Consider the following 23,424-nt stretch of genomic DNA (forward strand, 5'->3'; position numbering starts at 1 on the left):
TGGAGGTGGTTGCCGTGCCCAGCGCACGTGAGCAGATCCGGGCCATGGTCCGGTCCGGTGACACATTCGACCAACCCGCCCGGGAGCTGCGGGAGTTGCAGCTCGACGCGGCACGCGAGGCCTTCGCGGCCCACCGCGAACGCATTCCGCTGCTGCGCACCCGGGCGGAGGAGAGCGGCGTCCACGGGATCGAGAGCCCCGACGATCTCGTCCCCCTGCTCTTCTCCCACACCAGCTACAAGTCGTACCCCCTCTCCCTCATCACCGGCGGCCGGTGGGACCGGCTCCTGCGCTGGTACTCGACGGTGTCGGTGGTCGAGCCGGGCGACGTCGACGTCGAGGGCGTGACCGACATCGACGAATGGACCGACCGCGTCACCGCCGCCGGCCACCGCCCGTACATCACCAGCGGCACCTCGGGAAAGGTCTCCTTCCTCAACTGCGCCGCGAGCGACCTGAGTTTCCTGCACGACATCCTGGAGAACCTCACCTGCTGGCCCGACCCGCTGCCGCCCGCGCAGACCCGCCGCGGCTACCTCCTGGCACCGGCGAGCGGTCCGATGCGCTCCATCGACGGTTACCGCTGGCACGCCGAGGTCTTCGTCCGGCCCGGCGAGACCCGACTGCTGACCGAGGACCCCATGCGGGTCTCGGAGTTGATGAGCAGCGCCCTGCTGCGCCGCCGCATGGCGGAGGGCACCGCGACCCCGCAGGAGATCAGCTCCTTCGAGGCCGCGTCCGGAACGCGCGAGCGGGAACTCGGCGCGGCCGTCACCCAGATCGTCGACGACATCGCCGCGCACCGGACCGAGCCGCTGCTGATCGCCGGGATGAACAACCAGCAGTTCACCCTGATCCAGGCCCTGCGCGCCCTGGGCGTACCCGACGGGAGCCTGCACCCGGACACTCTGGTCCTCAGCGGCGGCGGCAACAAGAACGGGGTCCTGCCCGACGACTACCAGGAGCAGTTCGCCGCCTTCTACGACGGCGTACGGCGCGTGCGCAGTTACGGCATGACGGAACTCCAGGGCTCCTGCCTGGCCTGCGAGTCGGGCAACTACCACGTGCCGCCGTGGGTGATCCCCCTGGTCCTGGACGAGCCGGGCGAGAAGCTGCTGAACACCGAACAGGGCGTGGTGGAGGGGCGGTTCGCCTTCCTGGACGTCTCGCTGGAGGGCCGGTGGGGCGGGCTGATCAGCGGCGACCGCGTCTTCGTCGACTTCTCGCCGTGCGACTGCGGCCGACCGGGACCGACCGTCCTCCCGGACATCCGGCGCTACGGCGACCTGGGCGGCGAGGACAAGATCACCTGCGCCGCGACACTCGACTCCTATGTGCGGGGGATGATCCACGGATGAGCACCTCGACCGACACCGAGGTCGTGCACGTCATACGCGGCGAGGTCGATCACGGCGCGCCCGTCGGCCACGGCCGCGCCGGCTCGGCCTTCACCGCACCGGCCCTCGACCTGGACCGCCTCGTCTGGCCCCGCACCGAACCCGGCCCCGCCTTCCACGTGCCCGTCGCGGAGATCGTCGACCTGCTGGTGGAGACCGGCGAGGCACTCAAGGCCGACCGCGAGGGCCTGCTCGCCGAGGCCCTCGACCGGATGATCCCGGTCAGCCCCCTGCCCGCCGAGGTCCTCGAACGCGCCTACGCCGTGCTGTGGCGCAGCTTCCAACGGCCGGGCCTGTACGCCCAGATCGACCACGAACTCGGCGGAGCGGACGTGCTCGACGGCTGGCGCGAGGTACGCCTGCCCGAGAACCGGACCGCGGCCACCCGCGCGTTCCCGCCGCGCCTGGTGCACATCATCGCGGGCAACGCCCCCGGCGTCGCCGCGATGTCCGTCGTGCGCGGCGCCCTCGCCAAGGGCGTCAACCTGCTGAAACTGCCCTCGAACGACCTGTTCACCGCGACCGCGATCCTGCGCACGATGGCGGCGGTCGCCCCCGGCCACCCCGTGGTGCGCTCGTTCTCCGCGGTGTACTGGCGCGGCGGCGACGAGGCCGTGGAGAGCGTGCTGTTCCGCCCGCAGTTCTTCGACAAGCTGGTCGCCTGGGGCGGCGAGGCCACGATCCGCGGGGCACTGCGGTATGTCGGTCCGGGATTCGAGCTCGTCTCCTTCGACCCCAAGACCTCCATCTCGCTGATCGGCCGCGAGGCGTTCGAGTCCCCCGAGACTCTCGCCCGAGCCGCCGACGCGGGCGCCGCCGACGCCACCTTCTTCAACCAACAGGCCTGCGTGGCCAGCCGCTTCCAGTTCGTCGAGGGCTCCTGGGAGGACGCCGACCGCTACGCCGCCCTGCTGTGCGAACGCCTCGGCGTGGCAAGGGAGTTCAGCTCGGCCGACGGTCCGCGGGTCGCCGCCGGACTCCGCGAGGAGATCGACGTCCTGCGCTCCCTGACACCCGACTACCGGGTGTGGGGCGGCTACGACGGCCGGGGCCTGGTCATCCGCTCGCCCGAACCGGTCGACTTCCACCCCGACGGAAAGATCGTCGACGTCGTCCCCGTCGGCGCGTTGACGGAAGCCGTCGCACACGCCGGAGTCGCCACGCAGACGGTCGGCGTGTACCCGGACACCCGCAAGGCGGAACTGCGCGACGCCCTCGCCTGCGCCGGAGTCCAGCGCGTGGTCTCCCTCGGCAGGGCGGGCGGAATGCCGCCGGGCCTCTCCCACGACGGCTTCTACCCGCTGCAACGCCTCATGCGCTGGGTGAACGACGAGTGACGCGGCGGCCCCGCGACCCGGCGGGAGCACGGCTGCTACTTCAGCCCGATCGCCGCGCAGGCCGCCGCGTACTCCGGGGTGCAGATGTCCTTGACGGTGTAGATGCCGTCCGCGATCACGGTGTCCTTGATGTTGTCCTTCGTGAGCGAGACCACCGGTACCAGCATCGCGGGGATCTTCTCCTCCGTGGGGCTGTCGACCGTGTCGCGGGTCAGCGCGTCGAACTGGATGTCGCGGCCCTGGACCTTGTACACCGCCATCTCCGCGGCCCGGGTGGCCTCTTCGGGGAACGGCTTGTACGCGGTCATGTACTGCTCGCCCGAGACGATCCGCTGCACCGCGTCCAGATTCGCGTCCTGGCCCGTCACCGGCGGGATCTTGGTCGCGCCCGCGTCCTTCAGGGCCTTGATGACGGCGCCCGCCAGTCCGTCGTTGGCCGCGTACACCGCGGCGATGTCGTCGAGGCCGACCGCCTTGATCGCCTTCTTCATGTTCGCCTCGGCGACCGCGGGCGACCACGCCGCGGTGTCGTACTCCTTGGCTATCTTCACCTTGTCCTTGAGTTCGCCGAGGGCACCGTCCTTGAACTTCGCGTAGTTCGTGTCGGCGGGGTCGCCGTTCATCATGACGACCTTGCTGACAGCCGCCTTGCTCCCGAGCGCCGTGATGAGGGCGCGGGCCTGGATCTCGCCGACGAGTTCGTTGTCGTGCGAGACGTACGCGGCGATCGGGCCCTCCGCGAGCCGGTCGTAGGCGATGACGGGGATGCCGGCGTCCTTCGCCTTCCGGACGTCCGGCGCGATGGCCTTGGAGTTCAGCGCGTCCACCAGGATGACGTCGACCTTCCGGTCCACCATCTGCTGGAACTGCCGGCTCTGCTTCGCCTCGCTCGCCTCGGCGTTGGCGTAGACGACCTTGCCCTTGCCGTTGGTGAGGGCGGCGACCTCCTTCACGATGACGGGGTGGTCGAAGGCCTCGAAGCGTGCGGTGTCCTTGTCGGGCAGGAGCAGTCCCACCGTGATGTCGTCGCCCTTCTTCGGAGAAGCGGAACCATCGCTTCCGACGACTCCGTCGACGACGCCGCACGCGGTGAGCGCGAGGGCGGACGCGGAGGCGGTCAGTGCCGTCGCGAGGTGACGCACGGGGATTCCACAGAGGGCGGGAGCGCTCACGTGAGGCGCCTTTCGAGTGTGTGGGGGAGGGGGGCCGGGTGTCTTTGGGGGGCGTTGAAGTCCGGTGTCGGGTGAGAAGTGGCTGTCAGGCGGGGGGACTTGTCCCCTGCGTCCGCGGGGGCAGGGCGGCTTCGATTCGGCCTCCGCGACCGGGAGTTGCTCCTTCGCCTGTGCGATTCCTGTCTCCGGTCGCCACCGTCGCACTTCCTTGATGTGGACGGGGTGGCGATCACGGGGAGAGGTTGTGGCGGCTTCGGTGACCCGGTTTGAGACGCGTGGGCCGCAGCGGGTGTTGGGGTCTACGGTTCCGTCGTCCAGCGGCACCGCGCCGATGCCCGAAACTTCCGTTCCGCGCCAAGAGGCCTGTCGGGGCCGGGAGTTGCCGACACGCTGAAGGGGGTCGCCATGATCCGGGGGCGGGGCGGGGCGGACAGGGAGTGGCCCTGGGGCTGGCCGTCGCGCACGCCTTGGCACAGGTGCACCGGGCGGGCGTCGTGCACCGGGACATCAAACCGTCCAACATCCTGCTCTCCCCGGACGGACCGAGGATCATCGACTTCGGGATCGCCCACGTACATGTCGCCGAGCAGGTCAAGTCGCTCCCGGTCGCCGCCGCCTCCGACGTGTTCTCCCTCGGCGGCACGCTGTACTTCGCCGCCACGGGTCGGCACCCCTTCGACGGGGAGGGCGACTACGAGGTGCTCGTCGCCGTGTGCACCCGCGACGCGGATCTCAACTCGGTGCCGGAGCCGGTCCGTTCGGCTACTGGAAGGGTTCCTGGGCCTGAAGGTGGAGCTCGCCGTCGACGGCACCCGGGTCGCCGCGTACCCCGACGCGGGTTTCGAGCGCTTCACCGCGACCGAATTGTCGGCGCGCCGACGTCTTCTAACAAAATTATCATCGAAATTGTTAACAATTCCCGGCTCCGGCTCAGGGTCCCCGCCTACAGTCTGGGACTCGTACGAGCCGCACAGCCAGACTTGCCCGCGGCGTCGCCGGGGTGGTGCCCAAGTACGGCTGTGACCACGCAACTCGCTGTACAAGGAGGTCCACGGGTGGACATGAACCGCAGAACGGTCATCCGCAGTGCCACGGGCGTCGCAGCCCTGGCCACGTTCGGAGTCGCCGAGGGCACGGCGGGCACGGCGTTCGCCGCCACCTCGTCGTCGAGCAGTTCGTCGAGCACGTCCTCGGCGTACTCGCTGGAGCTCGACCCCACGGCCTGGTCGTACGACGCGACCAACGACGTGTACTACCAGATCGGGAAGGTGTACGTCGCGAACCCGGCTGCGACGGACTACGAGAACCTGTCGATCTATGTGCCGGGCGCCTACCTGACGGCCACCGCGAACAGCGACGGGACCACGTACACCGCGAAGGCCAACCCGAAGGGCACCGTCGGCGCGTACTCGGGCCGCACGGCGCCGATCGTGATCCCGGTCAACACCCCCGGCTACGCCCAGCAGGCGCCGGCCACGTCCTACAGCTACACCAGCGTGTCGGCGTACCTGGAGGCCGGGCTCGTCTACGTGTGGCCGGGCCTGCGCGGCCGGGACAGCTCGACCAGCACCCGCTCCGACGCGGCCCCCTGGGGCGTGACCGACCTCAAGGCCGCGGTCCGCTTCCTCCGGTACAACAGCGGAGTCCTGCCCGGCAGCACGGACGACATCGTCCTGTTCGGCATGAGCGGCGGCGGCGCCCAGGACACCGTGGCGGGCACCTCCGGCGACAGCCCCCTGTTCGAGCCGTACCTGCGCACGATCGGCGCGGCGATGGAGGACGCCCAGGGCCGGCCGCTCAGCGACGCGGTCGCCGGTGTCATGGCCTGGTGCCCGATCACCGACCTCGCCGAGGCCAACCTGTCCTACGAGTGGAACATGGGCCAGTTCGCCTCGACCGGCACGCGCGCGTCCACCACGTGGACCAGCGCCTACTCGGCGGACCTCGCGAAGGCCTGGCCCAAGTACCTCAACCGCCTGGGCCTGCGCGACGAGCACGGCAGGCGCCTGCGGCTGACCGAGTCCAGCAACGGCACGTATCTGTCCGGCAGTTACTACGACCACCTGATCGGGGTGATCACCACCTCGCTGAACAACTTCCTGTCGGACAACACCTTCCCGTACACCATCACGACCCAGGGCGGCCCGCCCGGATCGGGCCAGACGGGGACCTCGACCACGTACGAGACGGTCGCCGACTACATCGCCTACCTCAACACCGGCAGCACCTGGGTCACCTACGACGCCACGACGAACACCGCCACGGTGTCCGGCCTCGAAGGCTTCGTGAACAGCCAGAAGACCGCGAACAAGCCGGTCGGCGCGTTCGACGGATACTCCCGCGGGCAGGGCGAGAACAGCGTCTTCGCGATGGGACTCAACGCCCCGTCGCACTTCGCGCCGCTCACGCGTGACGTCATCAAGGCGAACGAGACGACGTACGCCACGTACTCCGACTGGGACTCCGCCTACGGCTCCTCGGCCTACGACAGCGACTTCGCCAAGAAGGACAGCGTCGGCAAGGACATGGCCTGGCGGGGCGACGCGTACAACCCGCTGTACTTCCTCTCGCCCGCGTTCGCCGGCTACCGGCAGTCGAAGGTGGCGCGGCACTGGCGCATCCGCACCGGCATCATGCAGGGCGACACGGCCAACACCACCGAGATCAACGTCCAGTTGGCCCTGCTGAACTACGGCATCCGCGACGTCGACTTCGCCACCGTGTGGGCCATGGCGCACACCATGGCCGAGCGCACCGGCGACGCGACGACCAACTTCATCAGCTGGGTGGAGTCCGTGGTCAAGAAGTGACCGGCGACTAGGACACCCCGGGCGCCCGACCGGCGACTTTCGGTCGGGCGCCCGGCATCGTCTCCGCTCGCGTGCGGGAATGGCCGCGGCCCCACCCCGGTTGCCACGATCATGACGACGACTGCGCCACGCCCCGAGATCCTGCGCTACACAGCCTTCTCCAGCGACCCCGCCGGTGGAAACCCCGCGGGTGTCGTCCTGGACGCCACCGCTCTGGACGACAGCGCCATGCTGGCCATCGCCGCCGACCTCGGATACTCGGAGTCCGCGTTCCTGACGGCGCCCCCGGAGGGTCTCGGCGCCGAGGACGGGCGGGCGTACACCATCCGGTACTTCAGTCCCAAGGCCGAGGTGCCGTTCTGCGGGCACGCCACCGTCGCGACCGCCCTGGCGCTCGCCGAACGGGTGGGCCCAGGGGAGCTGGTGTTCGCGACACGCGCCGGCACCGTGCCGGTGGAGGTGGTCGAGGAGGACGGGACGCTCCGGGCCACGCTCACCAGCGTCGAACCGCACCTCGAGGACATCACCGACGCCGATCTCACGGAGGCGCTCGCCGCGCTCGGCTGGCCGGAGGCCGACCTCGACCCCGCCTTCCCGCCCCGCATCGCCTTCGCGGGCGCCCGCCATCTCGTCCTCGCGGCGGCGACCCGCGCCCGACTCGCGGACCTCGCCTACGACTTCGCCCGCCTCGAAGCCCTGATGCACCAACTCGACCTGACCACCGTCCAGTTGGTGTGGCGGGAGTCGGCCACCGTCTTCCACGTCCGTGACCCCTTCCCCGTCGGCGGAGTCGTCGAGGACCCGGCGACCGGCGCGGCGGCGGCCGCGTTCGGTGCGTACGCGCGTCAACTCGGCCTGGTCCCCGAGGACTCCGTCCTCACCCTGCACCAGGGCGAGGACCTCGGCCGCCCCGGCGAACTCACGGTGACCCTGCGCGCGGGCGACCCGCGGGTCCGTGTCGGCGGCGCGGGAACACGCATCGGCTGAAGGGTGAGCCCCTGGCCGCCTCCGGGATACGCACCTGTTGTCAGTGGCCCGTGGCACGATCCCGGTCATGACAGCGATCGACGAACAGCTCCTTCTTGAGACGGCCGCCAAACACGGCGTACCCGCCCCAGTCGTAAGGGAGTTGATGGCCCACGCGCGGCCGTGTCTCTACCTGGTGCCGTACGAGCAAGTGCCCGAGTCCCGTCGGGAAACGGCCCGCCCCGCCGCACGGACGGGCGGGCTCCCCGCACTGCCGGACGGGGTGAACTGGCCCGACGGGAATGAGCCGTTGGCGCTGAGCGTCGACTGCGCGGCCCTGCCTCGCGACGTCCTGGACATCGAACTGCCTGCCGATGGGCACCTGTTGCTCTTCACCGAGATCGAGTACCCGCCGGAGTCGTCCACGGTGCTCCACATACCTGCCGGGGTACGCACCTCGGAGCGCCCCGCCACATATCAACTCGACGGTGAGGACGTGCGGTCCAGGGTCTATGAACCACGCACCCTGTACCCCGTGGCCGGGCTGACCTTCGACGGCGAGTGGCAAGGGGGCCCGCAGATCGGCGCGTTCCTCGACGGCGACGGAAACGGCGACGGCGGCCAGGACGCGCTGCACAGTTTCGAGGAGGCCGTCCTCGACCTGGCCTACGGCGGCCATCGCCCCGGCGTCCGCGTCCAGATCGGCGGCTTCTCCGACCCGTGGGACATGGCACCGGACACGGGCGAACTCGTCCTCTTCGCGCAGTTGGCCGGGCAGGCGATCGACTACAACGTGTTCACGATGAACCTGATCGTCGGGACCCGGGAGGACATCGCGGCCCGGCGGTACACCGGGCTCCAGTACGAGCAGCAGTGCTAGGCACCCCGTCGTGCGGCTCGGCCGTCAACTGCCCCTACGAGGTCGGCAGTTGCGTCCCACAGCCGCCCGGCCAAGGCCGGGTCCAAGCCGGCCTTGCTCTGTCGTCGTAGGGCCGGGGAGCCCCGGAAGCCGCCCAGGCCGTCCGGGCCGACGTAGGAGTTGCCGGGGACGTCCTGCGTCGCGGCGTAGAGCAGGGACAGTGCTCCGCGCTCGGGGGCGTTGGTGAGGAACGTGAACCGGTTGACGACGTTCGACCGGGAGTGGGCCGCCAGTGAGGTGCGGGCGATGCCCGGACTGGCCAGGATCGAGCGGACCGGGCTGTTCGCGGCGGTGAGCCGGCGCTGCAACTCCAGTGAGAACAGGACGACCGCGAGCTTCGACGCCTGGTATGCCTGCATCCCGTTGTGCTTGCGGGTGCGCCAGTCGAGGTCGTCCAGGTCGAGCCTGCCCTGCTTGTGCAGTTCGCTGGTGACGTGCACGACGCGGTCGGTGATGTGACCGAGGAGCAGGTTGGTCAGCAGGAAGGGGCCGGTGTGGTTGGTGGTGGTCTGCAGGTCCAGGCCGTCGGCCGTGCGCGCGGCCGGGATGTCCATCACGCCGGCGTTGTTGATCAGGATGTCGAGGCCGCCGGACCAGGCGTCGGCGAAGGCGCGTACGGAGGTCAGGTCGGACACGTCGAGCGGTCGGACGTCGAAGGTGCCGGGCAGACCGGCGACCGCGCTGCGGGCCTTGCCGGTGTCGCGTACCCCCAGCAAGACGCGGGCACCCACGCGGGCGAGTTCGCGTGCCGTGATCAGGCCGAGGCCGCGGCCGGCACCGGTGATCACCACCGTACGGCCGGTGAGGTCCGGGAGATCCTGCTCGGTCCAACTGGGCATACGGCTCATGGGAGTTGGCTCCTGGTTCGCTGTGACGGCTGACGGCTGACCGTTGACGGTTGACCGCTGATCGCCTCGCCAGTGAACCCGCCCCGCCACGACCCCCGGAAGGACCTCCGCAACCACTGAACGCCAGGTCGTGGCTGAGCCGCACCGCATGGCCGACGATGAGAACCATGGACCACACGTTCGACCGCGCGTCCCTCGGCGCCTTCCTGCGCACCCGGCGCTCGGCCCTGCAACCGGAGGACGTCGGGCTGCGCCGCGGGCAGCGTCGGCGTGCTCCGGGCCTGCGCCGCGAGGAGGTGGCGGAGCTGTGCACCATGTCCGCCGACTACTTCGCCCGGCTGGAGCGCGGCGACGGGCCGCAGCCTTCGGAGCAGATGCTCGCCGCCATCGCCCGCGGCCTGCGGCTGACCCCGGACGAACGCGATCACCTGTTCCTGCTCGCCGGACACCGAACCGCCCGCCGGGGCGCGCGACTTGAGCATGTGAGCCCCGGCCTCATGCGGGTCATGGACGGCCTGGCCGACACCACCGCGCAGGTCATGGGACCGCTGGGGGAGACGCTGCTGCAGACCCCGTCCGCCGTGGCGCTGCTCGGCGAGCAGACTCGGTACACGGGCAACTCCCGTAGCGCGACGCACCGTTGGTTCACCGATCCGGCCGAGCGGGAGCGCTACGACCCCGAGGACCACGACGTCAACAGCCGGACCAACGTCGCGCTCCTGCGCGCCGCCGTCACCCGGGACGGGCCCGGCTCGCCCGCGGCGGGCCTGGCGGACGTCCTGCGGCGCACCAGTGACGAGTTCGCCCGGCTGTGGGAGCGGCACGAGGTGGGCCTGCGCTGGAGCGAGACCAAGCGGTTCGTCCATCCTCAGGTCGGCCGGCTGGACCTCTACTGCCAGCTCCTCCTGGAGCCGGACCAGGGCCAGTCACTGCTCGTCTTCACCGCCACCCCCGGTACGGAGAGCCACGAGAAACTCGCCCTCCTCACCGTGCTCGGCACCGACCGGTTCGCCGTCGACACCGAGTGATCCTGCGAGTACCGAGGGCTACGGCCCTGCCCGAAGCGTCAACGCGCCCTGCGTGTCGGCACTTTCCTCACTTTCTTCCCCAGCTCTTTCCTTCCGCCGGTGAACCTCGCCGGCTCCTTTCACCTCTACGACGTGTAGTGGAGGTTGCCCCGGAGTGAACTGCCGACCGACCGGGACGGAGCGAGGAGAAGGACGCCATGGATGACGGTCCCCGTGCCGGCGGTGGTCTGCGGCTGAGGCGGCGCGACGCGCCTGCCATGGCGGGGCCGTTGTGGGCCCGGCCGCTCGCGACCGAGGCCCCGGCACCGCAGCAGCTGCACCGGGGGATGACGCTGATCGCCGCGATCAGCCTGTTCATCGGCACGCGCGACGCCTGGACGAGGGCGATGACGTCCCGCCCGGACGTCGCCGGGATCATCTCCGTCTGCTACGCCGGGATACTCGTCGCGGGCGTGCTGGCCCTCACCACACGCACCCGGCGCGCCCTGACCCGGGTCGACGCGGGCGTTTTGGTGCTCGCGGTCGTGCTGGTGCTGTGCGGGTACTGGCTCAACCACGCCGGCACCGACGAGGGCGTCCTCACCGCGCAGGCCGCCCACGAGATCCTGCACGGACACCCCATCTACGGGCAGCCCTGGCCGTGGCTGTTCGACCGTTCGTCGGTCGGCATCACGAAGACCATGGCGGGCGGCGCCGACTACACCTACGGCTATCCGCCCCTGACCGCGCTGCTCGCCGCCCCCGTCCACGCCGTGGTCCACTCGACGGCCGCCGCGACCCTCGTCACCACCGGCGCCCTGCTCGCGGGCGCCGTCCTGCTGTGGTGGCTGCTCCCGGCGCCCTGGCGGTCCGGCGCCACCGCCGTGTGCCTCGGCTTCGGCTTCCTGCCGGGCTACGCCTACTCCGGCTACCCCGCCGTCCTCGCCCTGGCGCTCCTCATCCCGGTGGTGGTCCGCTGGCCCGACACCGGAGCCGGCGGCCGGCTCGGACTCCCCGGCGTGGCCCAGGCTCTCTGCCTCGGCGCGGCCTGCGCCACCCAGCAACTCGCCTGGTTCCTCACACCGTTCCTCCTCATCGGCCTCTACGCCGTCCGCCGCGGCGACCTCGGCCCCCGGCCCGCCCTCGGCGTGATCGCCCGCTACACCGGCACCGCCGCCCTCACCTGGGCCGCGATCAACGCCTACTTCGCCACCCAGGACTTCCACACCTGGCTGCACGGCCTGCTGCTCCCGCTCACCCAGAAGGCGATCCTGCACGGCCAGGGCCTCATGGGGATCTCGTACTACTTCACCGCGGGCAGCAGGCACCTCGACTACTACTCCTACGGCAGCCAGCTGCTCCTGTTCGGCCTGCTCGCCGCCACGCTGCTCTTCGTGAGGCGGCTCGGACCGGCGATCACCGTGCTGCCCTGGCTCAGCTTCTACCTGGCCACCCGGTCCCAGGACGGCTACTTCCTGATGATGACCCCGCTGTGGCTCGCGGCGGCCGCGACCGTCCCGGCCTCCGCGTTCGCCTCCGCCTGGCAGCCCCGCATCCCGCACATCACCGGCCACCGGGCCAAGGCCGTCCTGGCGGCGGGACTCGTCACGCCCGCCGTGGTGTGCGCGGCGGTCGCCGCGGCCAGTGCTCCGCCGCTGAGGATGAACGTCACACCAAGCTTCGCGGAGCGGGCCGGCCACCTGGACATCACCGGTCTCGCGGTCCGGGTCGTCAACATCACCGGCACCCGGCTCACCCCTCACTTCGCCAGCCGCCTCGGACAGGGCGCCTCCGACTGGTGGACCGCCTCCGGAGGCCCCGCGACCCTCGCCCCGCACGCCTCCGCGACCTACGAGGTGAAGCCGCCCGGCGGTGTGCGGCGGGCCCCGGGAGGGTCGCATCCGCGCTTCTACCTCATCGCCGTGACCGGTACCCCGATGACCATCACCACCGCACGGATTCCGATTAGTTGACCGAGTTTGACGTAAAAGGATATCCCGTAAATGAGAAAGGCCCTACAGGGTTCTCATCTGAGATTGTTATATTGCGCAACCACGCAAGAGAGAGCGGACCCCCGCCTCGCCCGACCCGACACGGCCGCGCGCCCCTGGCCGCAGCATCGAACGGCCTGAACGGCCCGACCGTACGTGGGAGTGCCAGATGACCGACCTCGGGGACGGCCCCGTGGGACACGCCACGCGCAGCCGCACACGAGGCGTGCCGAGACCGCGTGCCGGTGAGGCCGACGAGCCGCTGCCCACCGGCGGCCGGGCCGCCGCCCGTGCCGCGGCCCGGCAGGCCCCGCGCGGCGGATCCCGCGCCCGCGGCCGCACCGCCTCGCGCCGCCGCGTCAAGCAGAGCGCGGGCGGCAAGCGGGTGCTGAAGATCAGCGCGATATCCCTGTCGGTGCTGATCATGGTGACCGCGGGTGCCGGCTGGTGGTTCTACGAGCACCTGAACGGCAACATCAACAGCATCGCGATCGACGACGGCGCGGGCGGCAAGGAGAAGGCCGACGCCTTCGGCCGTACGCCGATCAACCTCCTCGTGATGGGTAGCGACGCCCGCAGCAGCGCGACCGACTGCAAGCTCGGCGGCGGCTGCTCGACCACCGGCGTGCAGACCGGGAACGGCAACGCGGACGTCGAGATGGTGGTCCACATCTCCGCCGACCGCTCGAACGCCACCGTGATGAGCATCCCGCGCGACACCATGACCCAGGTCCCCGCCTGCAAGGACCCGGACAGCAGCCAGTCGACGGCCGGTTACTACGGCCAGATCAACAGCGCGCTGCAGTACGGCCAGGAGTGCCAGGTCAAGACCGTGCACGCGCTCACCGGCATCACCATCGACCACTTCGTGCAGATGGACTTCTCCGGCGTGGTGAAGATGTCCGACGCGGTCGGCGGCGTCTCGGTGTGCGTGAACGCCGACGTCTACGACACCTACTCGCACCTGAAGCTCGCCAAGGGCACCCACACCCTCAAGGGCAACGCGGCGCTCGAGTTCGTCCGCTCCCGGCACGGCTTCGGCGACGGCAGCGACCTCGGCCGTACCGTCTCGCAGCACCTGTTCCTGAGCGCGATGATCCGCAAGTTCAAGAGCGCCGGCACGCTCACCGACCCCCAGGCGGTCTACAACCTGGCCGACGCCGCCACCAAGGCGCTCACCGTGGACACCGGCCTCGGCACCGTCAAGAAGCTCATCGGGCTCGCCGCGGACCTGGACAAGGTCCCCACGAAGCGCATGACCTTCACCACGATGCAGACCGGCGCCGACCCGAACAACGCGGACCGCGTCGTGCCCGCGACGGCGGCGAAGAGCCTGTTCGCCACCATCGCCAACGACCAGTCGCTGACCACCTCTTCGGGCAAGAAGTCCTCGGCGGCCACCGCGACCGCCACGGCCGTCGCCGTCCCCGCCGCGCAGATCGCCGTGACGGTGGAGAACGGCACCAGCATCAGCGGACGCGCCTCCACGGTCGCGACCTCCCTGATAGACGGCGGCTTCAGCTCCGGCACCACCACGGGCAACGCCTCCGTCAGCGCGACCACGACCACGCTCACCTACGGCACCGGGCAGAAGGCCGAGGCCCAGACGGTGGCGAGCGCGATCGGCCTCTCCTCCTCGCACCTCAAGCAGGGCACCGGCACCGGCCTGACCCTGGTGATCGGCACGGACTGGCCGAGCGGCACGACGTTCCCCGGCGGCGGTTCGTCCCCGGCCCCCGCCGACACCAAGGCGGCCACCTCCAACGCCCAGGCCTCGACCGCCGACCAGTCGAAGTCCTGCGCCAAGGTCAGCACGTACAAGACGGTCAGCCTGAACGGCGTCGCCATGACCCCGACCGAGGCGTACCGGCTGGCGACGAACAAGAAGGACTCGGCGTCCTGACGGGCGCTAGACGACGCTCTCGGCGGTCCAGGTGATGTGCGGGGGATCCACCCTCGCGCACAGCGGGCCGCCGTTCGCGTCCGTCAGCCCGAGCCGCCCGACCAGCAGACCGTCGGGCGCGGCGGCGGCCAGGACGTCGTCCGGCACCGAGTCGAGCATGAGCTTGGCCCGCCGGAACATCGTGAAGAGACCGGCCGCGTCGACCGTCCCCCACGACAGATACACGAACCGCAGACCCATCCGGTGCTGCACATAAGGGCCCGTGACCACGACGCCGTCCGGCGTCACCTCCGCCGCGCACTCCAGCGTCCAGCTCGCGGACGAGCCGTCCCCCGGCTGCGGTTCGAGGAGTTCGACCGGCCGGTCCCGGCGCTGCACGGCGACATGGACGTTGTCGTACGTCGCGACGGGCTTGTCGGCGGGTGCGGGGAAGGTACGGCCGGGCAGGTCGACGGCGTCGATGCGGAGGTGCATACGGGCCATCATGCAGGGTCCGCCCGCCGCACCCTCAGTCGATCAAGGGAAAGTGGCAGGCGGTGTACCGACCTGAGGCGGTCATGGTCAGCCGGGGCCGCTCCACGGCACAGCGCTCACGCGCGTAAGGGCACCGAGTCCGGAACGGACATCCCGTCGGCTTGTCCACCGGGTTGGGCACCTCGCCGGTGAGCACGATCCGCTCCCGGGGAGCCTCATCGGTGAGCGTGCCGTCGTCGATGTCCGGCACGGCCGACAGCAACGCCTGCGTGTACGGATGCGCGGGCTCCTTGTACAGGGCCTCGGTCTCGGCGAGTTCGACGATCTCCCCGAGATACATGACCGCGATCCGGTCCGACACATGCCGGACCACCCCGAGGTCGTGCGCGATGAACACGTAGGTGAGCGCGAACTCCTCCTGCAGATCGGCGAACAGGTTCAACACCTGTGCCTGGATGGACACATCGAGCGCCGACACCGGCTCGTCCGCCACGATCAGCTTCGGGTTCGTCGCCAACGCCCGCGCGATCCCGATCCGTTGCCGCTGCCCACCCGAGAACTCGTGCGGATACCGGTCCAGATGGGCCGCAGCCAGCCCTACGACGTCGAAGAGCTCGGCGACCCTACGGCGGACCGCGCGCCCGTCGCCGTAGCGGTGCACGAGCAGCGGCTCCGCCACGATGTCCCCGGCACGGCGGCGGGGGTTGAGTGAGGCCTGCGGGTCCTGGAACACCAGCTGCATGCCCGGCCGTACCGGACGCAGCCGACGCGTGGAGAGCGTGCTGATGTCCTGGCCGTCGAACTCGACCCGCCCGCCGGTGAGTTCGGTGAGCCGGACCAGACAGCGGCCGAGCGTGGACTTGCCGCAGCCCGACTCGCCGACGATGCCGAGCGTCTCACCGGCGCGCACCTCCAACGACACGCCGTCCACGGCCCGCAGCACTCTGCGGCGCGGGGAGAGCCCGTCCGCGCGCAGGGGGTAGTGCTTGGTGACGTCCGTGGCGCGCAGCAGCACCTCTGTCGATGTCGTCAGCGCGCTCATGGTGTCGCCTCTCGTTCCAGGTCCGGTACGTCCGTCGCCGCAGCGCGGGAGGTCAGGCGCAGGGAGGCGCGGTCGTCGTCGGGCAGCCAGCAGGCGTCGCGGTGGGGACCCGCCCCGGTCGACAACTCGGGCCGCTCCTCGCACCGTTCGTGCCGCAACCGGCACCGGGGCGCGAACGCGCACCCCTCCGGCAGGCTCCCCGGCGCGACGGGCATCCCCGCGATGGTGGGCAGCCGCCGCAGCCGGGGCCCGCCCACCCGGGGCACCGAATCCAGCAGCCCCCAGGTGTACGGATGCCGCGGTCCGTGGAACACCGCCCGGCGTGGTCCCTCCTCGGCCGCCCGGCCGCCGTACATGACGAGGACACGGTCGGCGATCTGCGAGATGACGCCCATGTCGTGCGTGATGAGGATGACGGCCGAGCCCTGCCCGTTCAACTCCCGCATCAGGTCCAGGATTTGAGCCTGGACGGTGACGTCCAGCGCCGTGGTCGGCTCGTCGGCGATCAGTAGTGCCGGGCCGCAGGACAGGGCCATGGCGATGACCGCGCGCTGGCGCATGCCGCCGGAGAACTCGTGCGGGTAGGCGTTCGCGCGGGAGGCCGCGTCCGGGATGCCGACGTCGGAGAGGAGGCTGACGGCACGCGCGTGGGCCACCTTGCGGGACACCTTCTCGTGCGCCCGGATCTGCTCGGCGATCTGCCAGCCCACGGTGTACACGGGGGTGAGCGCGGTCATCGGGTCCTGGAAGACCATGGCGATCTCCCGGCCCCGTACCGCCCGCATCTCCTTGTCGGGAAGGGCGAGCAAGTCCCGGCCGCGGAAGCGGACTTCGCCCTCGACGGTCACGTTCGGACTGGTGAGCAGGCGCAGCACGGCGAGCATCGAGACGCTCTTGCCGGAGCCCGACTCGCCCACCACGCCCAGGATCTCACCGGGTGCCACCGAGAAGGACAGGCCGTCGACGACGGTGACGGAGCCTCGGCGGGTGCGGAACGACACCCTCAAGTCACGTACGTCCAGCAGGGGTTGGTCAGACATGGCGGGCCCTCGGGTCGAGTCGGGCGTACAGGATGTCCACCAGCGCGTTGGCGAGGACCACGAAGAACGCCGCGTACAGGACGGTGCCCATGATCACGGGGAGGTCCAGGTTCTGCAGGGCGTCGAAGGTCAGCTTGCCTATGCCGGGGAGGCCGAAGACCACCTCGGTGAGCAGCGCGGCGCCGCCCACCAACGCGCCGAAGTCCAGGCCGAACAGCGACACGATCGGGATCAGGGAACAGCGCAGGGCGTGCCGGATCAGGATGCGCCGCTCGGAGAGGCCCTTGGCGCGCGCGGTGCGGACGTAGTCCTCGTTCAGGGCGGTGACGACCTCGCCGCGCAGCAGCCGGGCGTAGATCCCGGCGTAGAGCAGTGCGAGGGTCAGCCAGGGGAACAGCAGGTGCAGGGCCCACTGGCCGGGGTCGTGGCCGATGCCGACGTAGCCCGGTGGCGGGACCCAGGAGAAGACCGAACTGTGCAGCTGCTTCTGGGTGATGAGGTTGACGACCTCGCCGAGCCAGTAGGCGGGGAGGGAGACGCCGACCACGCCGACGAGCATGATGACCGGGTCGGCCGCCTTGCCGCGCAGGGCCGCGGCCGCCGTGCCCATGATGATGCCGGCCGTCATCCAGATCAGCGCGGCACCGATGACGAGCGACAGGGTCACCGGGGTGGCCTGCACGATCTGCGGGATCACGCGGGAGCCGCGGTTGACGAACGACTCCAGGTCGCGGTCGATGAGAAGGTGACGCATCATCAGCAAGTAGCGGATGGGTATCGGGCGGTCGAGGCCGAAGGAGTGTCGGACCTGGGCGAGCGTGGCCGGGTCGGCGTTGCGGCCCGCGATGCGGGCGGCGGGGTCGACTCCCGGTGTGGCGAAGAAGATCAGGAAGACCAGCACACTGATCGCGAACATCACCAGCAGGGCGGACGCGAAGCGCTTCACGATGAACCGGAGCATCGGAGTCACACCCCTCCGCGCAGCCGGGCGCCCGGGTCGAGCGCGTCGCGCACGCCGTCGCCGAGGACGTTGAGGGCCGCCGTGGTCAGCGCGATCAGGAGGCCGGGCGCGATCGTCACGGCGGGGCGGGTGTAGAGCAGCCCGAGTCCGTCCTCGATGATCGTGCCCCAACTGGCGTCCGGCGGCTGGACCCCGACGGACAGGAAGGACAGCGCCGACTCGGTGAGCATGGCGAGCGCGGTCATCAGCGGCACGAACACGATCGCCGTCGGCAGGACGTTGGGCAGTACCTCGCGGCGCAGGATGCGCACGGTTGGCGCCCCGGAGCCGATGGCCGCCTGGATGTACTCCTTGTTGCGCAACACCAGCACCTGACCGCGCAACGGCCTTGCTATGTACGGCACATAGATCGCCGCGATGATCGCGACGGGCAGCCACAGACTCCCCGCCTCGACGGTGAGCGGTCCGAGGTGCAGTCCGTCGGTGAGGAGGACGACCGAGAGGCAGATCGCCAGCAGGTACACCGGGAACGCCCAAATGACGTCCAGGACGCGGGAGATGACGGCGTCCACCACCCCGCCCGCGTACCCGGCGACGACTCCGACGACCGTACCGAGGGCGCAGGTCACCAGCGCAGCCGTGAACCCGATGAACAGGCTCGTGCGGCCGCCGTAGAGCAGGCGGGCCATGACGTCGCGGCCCTGGTTGTCGGCGCCGAGGAAGTAATGGGCGGGGTCCCAGGTCGGGCCGATCGGGGTGACGCCGAGGCCGAGGCCGGTGCTGCTCGGGGTGAGCACCGGCACGGTCTTGCCGTCGACGACCGTGGTGCCCGAGACATGGGACTGGAAGGGGTCGGTGTGGGCGATGTGGTGCGCGTACAGCGGTGCGCACAGGCTCGCCAGGACGACGAGGAAGAGGACGACGGCCGCGGCCAACGCCGACCTGTTGTGCAGCAGGTCGGCGCCGGCCGTCCGCCAGGGGCCCGGCGAGCGCCGGGCCTCGACGGTGGCCGACTCGGGTGCGGCGGTGCTCACTTGACCCATGTCTGGCCGACGAGCATGTAGAACTGCTTGCTGAACTGGTAGTTGCCCAGCCGCTTCGACGTGAAGTCGATGATCTTCGGGTTGATCAGCGGGACGACCGGCGACTGCTGCATGATTGACTGGTCGATCGCGCCCCACTGCTTGTTCGCCGCCGTCGGGTCGGTCTGGGCGGTCTTCAGCGCGGTCTGCATCTTGGCGTCGATGCCCTTGTCGCAGAAGCCGGAGATGTTGATGCTGGAGTCGCTGCCGGGGTGGAACGCGGCGCAGGACAGCAGCACGTTGAGGAAGTCCGAGGCCGCCGGATAGTCCTGGTACCAGGACGTCAGGGCGAGTTGGACTTTGTTCTTCGTGTTCTGGATGTACGTGAACTGGATGTTCGCCGACAGGGGCTTGAGCGTCGCCTTGTAGCCGAGCTGGGTGAGCAGGCTCTGCAGGTACTGCCCGATCGACTTGTTGACGTCGTCGTCCTGCACGACGATGCCGACCGCCTGCCCCGCCGTACCGGACTGCTTCACCAGCGCCTTGGCCTTGGCCAGGTCGGCGGCCGTCCAGGTCGTGCCGCCGCCCTTGGTGTAGTCGCACGAGTCGACGTGCCCGGGGAAGCCCGGCGGCAGGATCGTGCACGCGGGGGAGGCGAGGTTGGTGCCGCCGTAGAGCCGCACCACGGCCGACCGGTCCACGGCCCAGTTGATCGCCTGGCGCGCCAACTTGTTGTTGAACGGGGCCGAGTTGACGTTCAGCGTCGCGTACCAGAACGCGGTCAGCGGGTTCACATGTGCCTGGGACGTGTACTTGGTGCCGATCTCGTTGAGGCGGTCGGCGGGCGGCGGGTCGAACATCCAGTCCGCCTGGCCGTTCTCGACGGCGGTCACCTCGGACTCGACGGTCTGCCCGAAGGTGTAGTCGATCTGGTCCGGGTAGCCCTGCGGCTCGGCCTCCCGCGACCACTCCTTGAAGTGCGGGTTGCGCACCAGCTTCAGCGCACGGTTCGGGTCGTAGGAGGCCGCCATGTACGGGCCGGTCGTCGGCAGCGGCTTCGTGCCCGCGTCCTTCGTCGGTGAGCCCTTCGGCAGGATGCTGGCGTGCGGGACGGCCAGCTTGTAGGGGAACTCCGAGTCCGCCGACGTCAGGTTGATGGTGACGGTGTTCGCCTTCGCGTCGCCGGTCACACCGCCCTTGAGCGTGCAGGACGCGGGCGTCTTCAGGCAGGCGGTGGCGCCGACGATGCCGTTGTAGAAGGTGCCGGCGGTGGGGCTGGAGACCTTGAAGATGCGCTGGAAGGACGCCACCACGTCGTCGGTGGTCAGCGCCTTGCCGTTGGAGAAGCTGATGCCCTTGCGGAGTGTGAAGGTGTACGTCTTCCCGCCGTTGGTGACCTTCGGCAGCGCCGCGGCGAGGTCCGGGACGACCGTGAACGACTCCTGCCCGCCGACCTTCTTGAACGACAGCAGCCCGTCGTACATCGACTGGTACAACTGCCAGTACTGGAGCGTGTAGTTGACCTGCGGATCGAGACTCCCGGCGGCCGCGTGGGCGACCAGCTTCAACGTCCCGCCCTTGTGCTGGGGTTGGAACGCGGTGGAGCCGGACGCCGACGAGGACGACGACGTGGCCGGGTCGGCGGAGCCGCTGTCGGAGGACGAACAGGCGGCGGTGGTCAGGGCGAGGGCGACGGTGGCGGCGGCGAACGCGCTCCGTCTCGTGGTGCGGGACATCCAGGGAACTCCCGTCGGGGGAAGGGCTGTCGGGGCGGCCGGGGGAGGGGCCGAAGGCTCAGTCGGTGGAGTCGAGGAAGGTGCCCACGACCCGGAGGTAGAGCTCCTCCTCCTCGACGTGGGGCATGTGGCTGGAGCGCTCGAACATGTGCCAGCGCACGTCGGGGATGTGGTCGGCGAACGGGCGCAGGGTCTCGGGAGTCGCCTCGTCGTACCGGCCGGACACCAGCAGGGTCGGCGCCTCGACGAGATGCAGCCGGTCGACCACGGTCCAGTCCTTCATGGTGCCGACGACATGGAACTCGTTCGGCCCGTTCATCGTGTGGTACACGGTCGGGTCGGCCGCGATGTTCTCCCAAGTGGCCTGCACCTCGGGCGGGTTGGGGTTCAGCCGGCACACATGGCGCTCGTTGAAGACCTGCTCGGCGGCGAGGTAGTCGGGGTGGTCGGTGGTCCCGGCCGCCTCGTGGGCGAGCAGGGTGCGCTGGACCTCGGGCGGGAGCTGGGCGCGCAGTTCGGCCGCCGCCGCGAGCCAAAGCTCCATGGACGCGGGGGAGTTGGCGATGACCAGACCGCGCAGCCCGGCCGGGCGGCGTACCGCGTGCTCGGCGGCGAGCATGCCGCCCCAGGACTGGCCGAGGAGGTGATAGGAGTCGGCGATGCCCAACTCCTTGAGCAGGTTGTCCAGTTCGTCGAGGAAGAGCTGGACCGTCCAGAAGTCGGCGCCCTCGTCGGGCAGATGGGTGGACAGCCCGGTGCCGAGCTGGTCGTAGTGCACCACTTGGCGGCCCTGTTCGGCGATGCCCGCGATGCTGAGCGTGTAGTTGTGACCGGCGCCGGGTCCGCCGTGCAGGACGACCAGCGGTGTCCTGCCGGGTTCGCCCGTGATCCGGTACCAGGTCGAATGGCCGTTGAAGTCGACGGTGCCGGTGTGGTTCGGTGCGGGAATCGCCACGCGAGGGCCTCCCAGACGGGCCGGACGCGAGCCGGCCTCTGGCGGAATCGGAAAAGGAAGTGACGGATGGCTGTGATGGTGATTGGGTAAAAGGTCAGCGCACAAGACCTTTTAGTGGGGACTGGGCAAGACGTAACGGCGAGTTCACGTGGCCCGCCCGCGTTTACAGAAGTGGCACCGAAGGGGGAGGACAGCTGACATCCGTACCTGAGGCATCCGAAGCGGGGGACGAGTTCTCCCGCGTCCTCGACCGCGTCCTCCTCGGCGGCTCCCCGTCCTCCGCGCTGCGCCCGGTGCGGGTGGCCTCGGCGGTCGACGAGGTGTCCGACCGGCTGCTCACCGCGATCGCCGTCGGCGACTTCCTGCCCGGCGAACGGCTACCGGCCGAGCGGGAACTCACCGGCCTGCTGCGGGTCAGCCGCCCCACCGTCCGCGAGGCGGTCGCCCGCCTCCAGGCCGTCGGCGTGGTCGAGATCCGCCGCGGGCGCAACGGCGGGACCTACGTCCGCGACAGCTGGACCGACTCGACGGCCGCCGCCGTCCGGCACACCCTGCTGCCCCGCTGGGAGGAGTTCGAGCAGCTCTTCGACCTGCGCGGCCTGGTCGAGGGCATGGTCGCCGCGACGGCGGCCCGACGCCGGAGCGGCAAGGACCTCGAACCGATGCGGGACGCCCTGTCCGCCTACCTCTCCGCGAAGACCCAGCGCGACGCCCACACCGCCGACAGCGCCTTCCACCAGGCCGTCCGCACTGCCACGGGCAACCCGCAGATCGTCAACCTCAGCCAGGACCTGCTGGCCCGCATCAGCCTCGGCTTCCCGGTCGAACCCTGGGGCAAGGGCGAACAGGCCCACTTCCACCAGGGCGGCGAGGACCACAAGGCCCTGTACGAGGCCATCGCCGCGGGCGAGCCCGAGCGCGCCGAGGAGATCGCCCGGGGCCACTTCACGATCAGCGCCGACCTGATCCGGGACGTACTGGAACGGGTCCGGGCCCGTTAGACGGTCAACTCCCGTACGGCACCGGCGACTTCCGCGACACCGCCCAGCCGCAGCACAGGTCGCGCGCTCGCGGTGATCGTCGCCGGGCTGCCGAGCGCGTCGCCCATGTCGACGGCGATCTCGGTGATGCCCCGACCGGCCAGGTCGGCGGCGAGGCAGGCGGTGCTGTTGGCGTTGGCGATGTCCTCCGGGACGCCGATCGAGGGCGCGAACATGCGTGCCGCGAGCCGGCCGGAGCGCGTCGGCACCGAGTAGACGTAGCAGCCGAGGAGTCCGAACCGGTCGCAGGCCGACCGGAGATCCTCGAAGTCCGGTGCCAGTGCGGCGAGTTCGGAGCGCGACACGACCGGGACGAGCAGGCGCGCCCGGCCGACCGAGGCCACACGGGCACCCGGAGCGAGCGTGTCCGAGGTGACGCCCAAGGCGGGCAGGACATGTGCGCACTCGTCCGGGGTCGGCTCGCGCGACTCGACGGGACCCGGCTCGAAGACGGCTCGGAACCGCGTCCCCTCCCGAACCGCCCGGCCGGCGAACGAACGCCCCGCGGCACGCAGGGTGCCCCGGTACTCCGAGCCTGGGGCGCGTGCCGCAAGGAAGGCCAGCGCGGCGACCGTGCCATGACTGCAGGCGGGCAGTTCGCCCGCGGCGGTGAAGAAACGGAGCGAGACCTCGGACGCGCGCACCGACACGAACACGGCGTGCGAGGTCCCCGCGAGGACCGGCACCCGACACCGTTCGTCGTCGCTCAACGGCACCTCGTCCAGCACCGCGGTGGGACTCCCGCCGGTACCCGCACGCAGACACGCGCGGACGATGCTGACGGACAGTCGGCTGATCACACGA

At 70.4% G+C, this 23,424-nt stretch carries 19 protein-coding genes and 1 pseudogene; 10 read left to right on the forward strand and 10 right to left on the reverse strand.

Annotation, left to right across the window (positions count from 1 at the left end; genetic code table 11):
• The first annotated feature begins 14 nt into the window (after positions 1-14).
• Positions 15-1,358: a hypothetical protein gene (locus OO69_RS01615; protein WP_078652273.1), complete on the forward strand. Its 1,344-nt coding sequence runs from the start codon at positions 15-17 to the stop codon at positions 1,356-1,358.
• The gene (locus OO69_RS01620; protein ID WP_033278488.1) at positions 1,355-2,734 is read left to right on the forward strand and encodes an acyl-CoA reductase; all 1,380 of its coding nucleotides are present in this window, start codon (positions 1,355-1,357) and stop codon (positions 2,732-2,734) included. Before OO69_RS01615 ends, OO69_RS01620 begins: the two co-directional genes overlap by 4 nt.
• Before the next feature lie 35 nt (positions 2,735-2,769).
• Here the strand turns inward: OO69_RS01620 and OO69_RS01625 are convergent, their stop codons facing one another.
• Positions 2,770-3,876 (reverse strand): sugar ABC transporter substrate-binding protein, encoded by a 1,107-nt coding sequence (locus OO69_RS01625; protein ID WP_033278489.1) that lies wholly within the window; start codon positions 3,874-3,876, stop codon positions 2,770-2,772.
• 467 nt (positions 3,877-4,343) lie between these two features.
• Between OO69_RS01625 and OO69_RS53465 the strand changes: the two are divergent.
• From OO69_RS53465 to OO69_RS01640, 4 genes and pseudogenes are all read left to right on the forward strand, one after another.
• Positions 4,344-4,586, forward strand: a pseudogene (locus OO69_RS53465) (protein kinase domain-containing protein); the annotation flags it as partial.
• Positions 4,587-4,967: 381 nt separating this feature from the next.
• Positions 4,968-6,716 (forward strand): esterase, encoded by a 1,749-nt coding sequence (locus OO69_RS01630; protein ID WP_234444318.1) that lies wholly within the window; start codon positions 4,968-4,970, stop codon positions 6,714-6,716.
• A 111-nt stretch (positions 6,717-6,827) separates the two neighbouring features.
• A complete protein-coding gene (locus OO69_RS01635) occupies positions 6,828-7,703 on the forward strand; it encodes a PhzF family phenazine biosynthesis protein (RefSeq protein ID WP_033278491.1) in 876 nt (291 codons plus the stop codon).
• A 67-nt stretch (positions 7,704-7,770) separates the two neighbouring features.
• Positions 7,771-8,562, forward strand: coding sequence for a DUF1963 domain-containing protein (locus OO69_RS01640; protein WP_234444301.1), 792 nt, complete (start codon positions 7,771-7,773; stop codon positions 8,560-8,562).
• On the opposite strand, the gene OO69_RS01645 is transcribed toward OO69_RS01640, so the two are convergent.
• Positions 8,559-9,449, reverse strand: coding sequence for an SDR family NAD(P)-dependent oxidoreductase (locus OO69_RS01645; protein ID WP_199810858.1), 891 nt, complete (start codon positions 9,447-9,449; stop codon positions 8,559-8,561). The two genes, OO69_RS01640 and OO69_RS01645, sit on opposite strands and share 4 nt — an antisense overlap.
• 158 nt (positions 9,450-9,607) lie before the next feature.
• On the opposite strand from OO69_RS01645, the gene OO69_RS01650 reads away from it, so the two are divergent.
• The 3 genes from OO69_RS01650 to OO69_RS01660 all read left to right on the forward strand — a co-directional run bounded on the left by OO69_RS01650 (position 9,608) and on the right by OO69_RS01660 (position 14,350).
• Positions 9,608-10,477, forward strand: coding sequence for a helix-turn-helix transcriptional regulator (locus OO69_RS01650; RefSeq protein ID WP_199810859.1), 870 nt, complete (start codon positions 9,608-9,610; stop codon positions 10,475-10,477).
• Positions 10,478-10,674: 197 nt separating this feature from the next.
• Positions 10,675-12,429, forward strand: coding sequence for a hypothetical protein (locus tag OO69_RS01655; RefSeq protein ID WP_106970945.1), 1,755 nt, complete (start codon positions 10,675-10,677; stop codon positions 12,427-12,429).
• A 187-nt stretch (positions 12,430-12,616) separates the two neighbouring features.
• On the forward strand, positions 12,617-14,350 hold the full coding sequence (locus OO69_RS01660; RefSeq protein ID WP_199810860.1) for an LCP family protein: 1,734 nt from the start codon (positions 12,617-12,619) through the stop codon (positions 14,348-14,350).
• Between the two features lie 6 nt (positions 14,351-14,356).
• On the opposite strand, the gene OO69_RS01665 is transcribed toward OO69_RS01660, so the two are convergent.
• Genes OO69_RS01665 through OO69_RS01695 form a run of 7 tightly spaced genes read right to left on the reverse strand, consistent with a single transcriptional unit; the run spans position 14,357 to position 21,580 of the window.
• Positions 14,357-14,824, reverse strand: coding sequence for a DUF5990 family protein (locus OO69_RS01665; protein WP_234444302.1), 468 nt, complete (start codon positions 14,822-14,824; stop codon positions 14,357-14,359).
• 34 nt (positions 14,825-14,858) lie between these two features.
• On the reverse strand, positions 14,859-15,866 hold the full coding sequence (locus OO69_RS01670) for an ABC transporter ATP-binding protein (RefSeq protein WP_033278495.1): 1,008 nt from the start codon (positions 15,864-15,866) through the stop codon (positions 14,859-14,861).
• The gene (locus tag OO69_RS01675) at positions 15,863-16,906 is read right to left on the reverse strand and encodes an ABC transporter ATP-binding protein (RefSeq protein ID WP_033278496.1); all 1,044 of its coding nucleotides are present in this window, start codon (positions 16,904-16,906) and stop codon (positions 15,863-15,865) included. The genes OO69_RS01670 and OO69_RS01675 overlap by 4 nt, the downstream gene beginning before the upstream one ends.
• Positions 16,899-17,867: an ABC transporter permease gene (locus tag OO69_RS01680; RefSeq protein ID WP_033278497.1), complete on the reverse strand. Its 969-nt coding sequence runs from the start codon at positions 17,865-17,867 to the stop codon at positions 16,899-16,901. Before OO69_RS01680 ends, OO69_RS01675 begins: the two co-directional genes overlap by 8 nt.
• A gap of 5 nt (positions 17,868-17,872) precedes the next feature.
• Positions 17,873-18,901, reverse strand: a complete 1,029-nt coding sequence (locus OO69_RS01685; protein WP_078652251.1) for an ABC transporter permease — start codon at positions 18,899-18,901, stop codon at positions 17,873-17,875.
• A complete protein-coding gene (locus tag OO69_RS01690) occupies positions 18,898-20,625 on the reverse strand; it encodes an ABC transporter substrate-binding protein (protein ID WP_033278499.1) in 1,728 nt (575 codons plus the stop codon). The genes OO69_RS01685 and OO69_RS01690 overlap by 4 nt, the downstream gene beginning before the upstream one ends.
• A gap of 58 nt (positions 20,626-20,683) precedes the next feature.
• Positions 20,684-21,580 carry a proline iminopeptidase-family hydrolase gene (locus OO69_RS01695; protein ID WP_033278500.1) on the reverse strand — a complete coding sequence of 299 codons (897 nt, stop codon included), beginning with the start codon at positions 21,578-21,580 and terminating at the stop codon, positions 20,684-20,686.
• 293 nt (positions 21,581-21,873) lie between these two features.
• Between OO69_RS01695 and OO69_RS01700 the strand changes: the two genes are divergently transcribed.
• On the forward strand, positions 21,874-22,581 hold the full coding sequence (locus tag OO69_RS01700; protein ID WP_234444303.1) for a FadR/GntR family transcriptional regulator: 708 nt from the start codon (positions 21,874-21,876) through the stop codon (positions 22,579-22,581).
• Here the strand turns inward: OO69_RS01700 and OO69_RS01705 are convergent.
• Positions 22,578-23,420 carry a PhzF family phenazine biosynthesis protein gene (locus tag OO69_RS01705; RefSeq protein WP_033278502.1) on the reverse strand — a complete coding sequence of 281 codons (843 nt, stop codon included), beginning with the start codon at positions 23,418-23,420 and terminating at the stop codon, positions 22,578-22,580. The genes OO69_RS01700 and OO69_RS01705 overlap by 4 nt on opposite strands.
• Between the last annotated feature and the right edge of the window lie 4 nt (positions 23,421-23,424).

Source organism: Streptomyces sp. NRRL F-525, from assembly GCF_000716605.1.
GTDB lineage: Bacteria > Actinomycetota > Actinomycetes > Streptomycetales > Streptomycetaceae > Streptomyces.

Bases quoted from the DNA above. Each gene is read 5' to 3' on its own strand.
- OO69_RS01620 (WP_033278488.1), top strand. From the start codon at position 1,355: ATGAGCACCTCGACCGACACCGAGGTCGTGCACGTCATACGCGGCGAG.
- OO69_RS01630 (WP_234444318.1), top strand. From the start codon at position 4,968: ATGAACCGCAGAACGGTCATCCGCAGTGCCACGGGCGTCGCAGCCCTG.
- OO69_RS01635 (WP_033278491.1), top strand. From the start codon at position 6,828: ATGACGACGACTGCGCCACGCCCCGAGATCCTGCGCTACACAGCCTTC.
- OO69_RS01640 (WP_234444301.1), top strand. From the start codon at position 7,771: ATGACAGCGATCGACGAACAGCTCCTTCTTGAGACGGCCGCCAAACAC.
- OO69_RS01645 (WP_199810858.1), bottom strand. From the start codon at position 9,449: ATGAGCCGTATGCCCAGTTGGACCGAGCAGGATCTCCCGGACCTCACC.
- OO69_RS01650 (WP_199810859.1), top strand. From the start codon at position 9,608: ATGAGAACCATGGACCACACGTTCGACCGCGCGTCCCTCGGCGCCTTC.
- OO69_RS01655 (WP_106970945.1), top strand. From the start codon at position 10,675: ATGGATGACGGTCCCCGTGCCGGCGGTGGTCTGCGGCTGAGGCGGCGC.
- OO69_RS01660 (WP_199810860.1), top strand. From the start codon at position 12,617: ATGACCGACCTCGGGGACGGCCCCGTGGGACACGCCACGCGCAGCCGC.
- OO69_RS01665 (WP_234444302.1), bottom strand. From the start codon at position 14,824: ATGCACCTCCGCATCGACGCCGTCGACCTGCCCGGCCGTACCTTCCCC.
- OO69_RS01670 (WP_033278495.1), bottom strand. From the start codon at position 15,866: ATGAGCGCGCTGACGACATCGACAGAGGTGCTGCTGCGCGCCACGGAC.
- OO69_RS01675 (WP_033278496.1), bottom strand. From the start codon at position 16,906: ATGTCTGACCAACCCCTGCTGGACGTACGTGACTTGAGGGTGTCGTTC.
- OO69_RS01680 (WP_033278497.1), bottom strand. From the start codon at position 17,867: ATGCTCCGGTTCATCGTGAAGCGCTTCGCGTCCGCCCTGCTGGTGATG.
- OO69_RS01690 (WP_033278499.1), bottom strand. From the start codon at position 20,625: ATGTCCCGCACCACGAGACGGAGCGCGTTCGCCGCCGCCACCGTCGCC.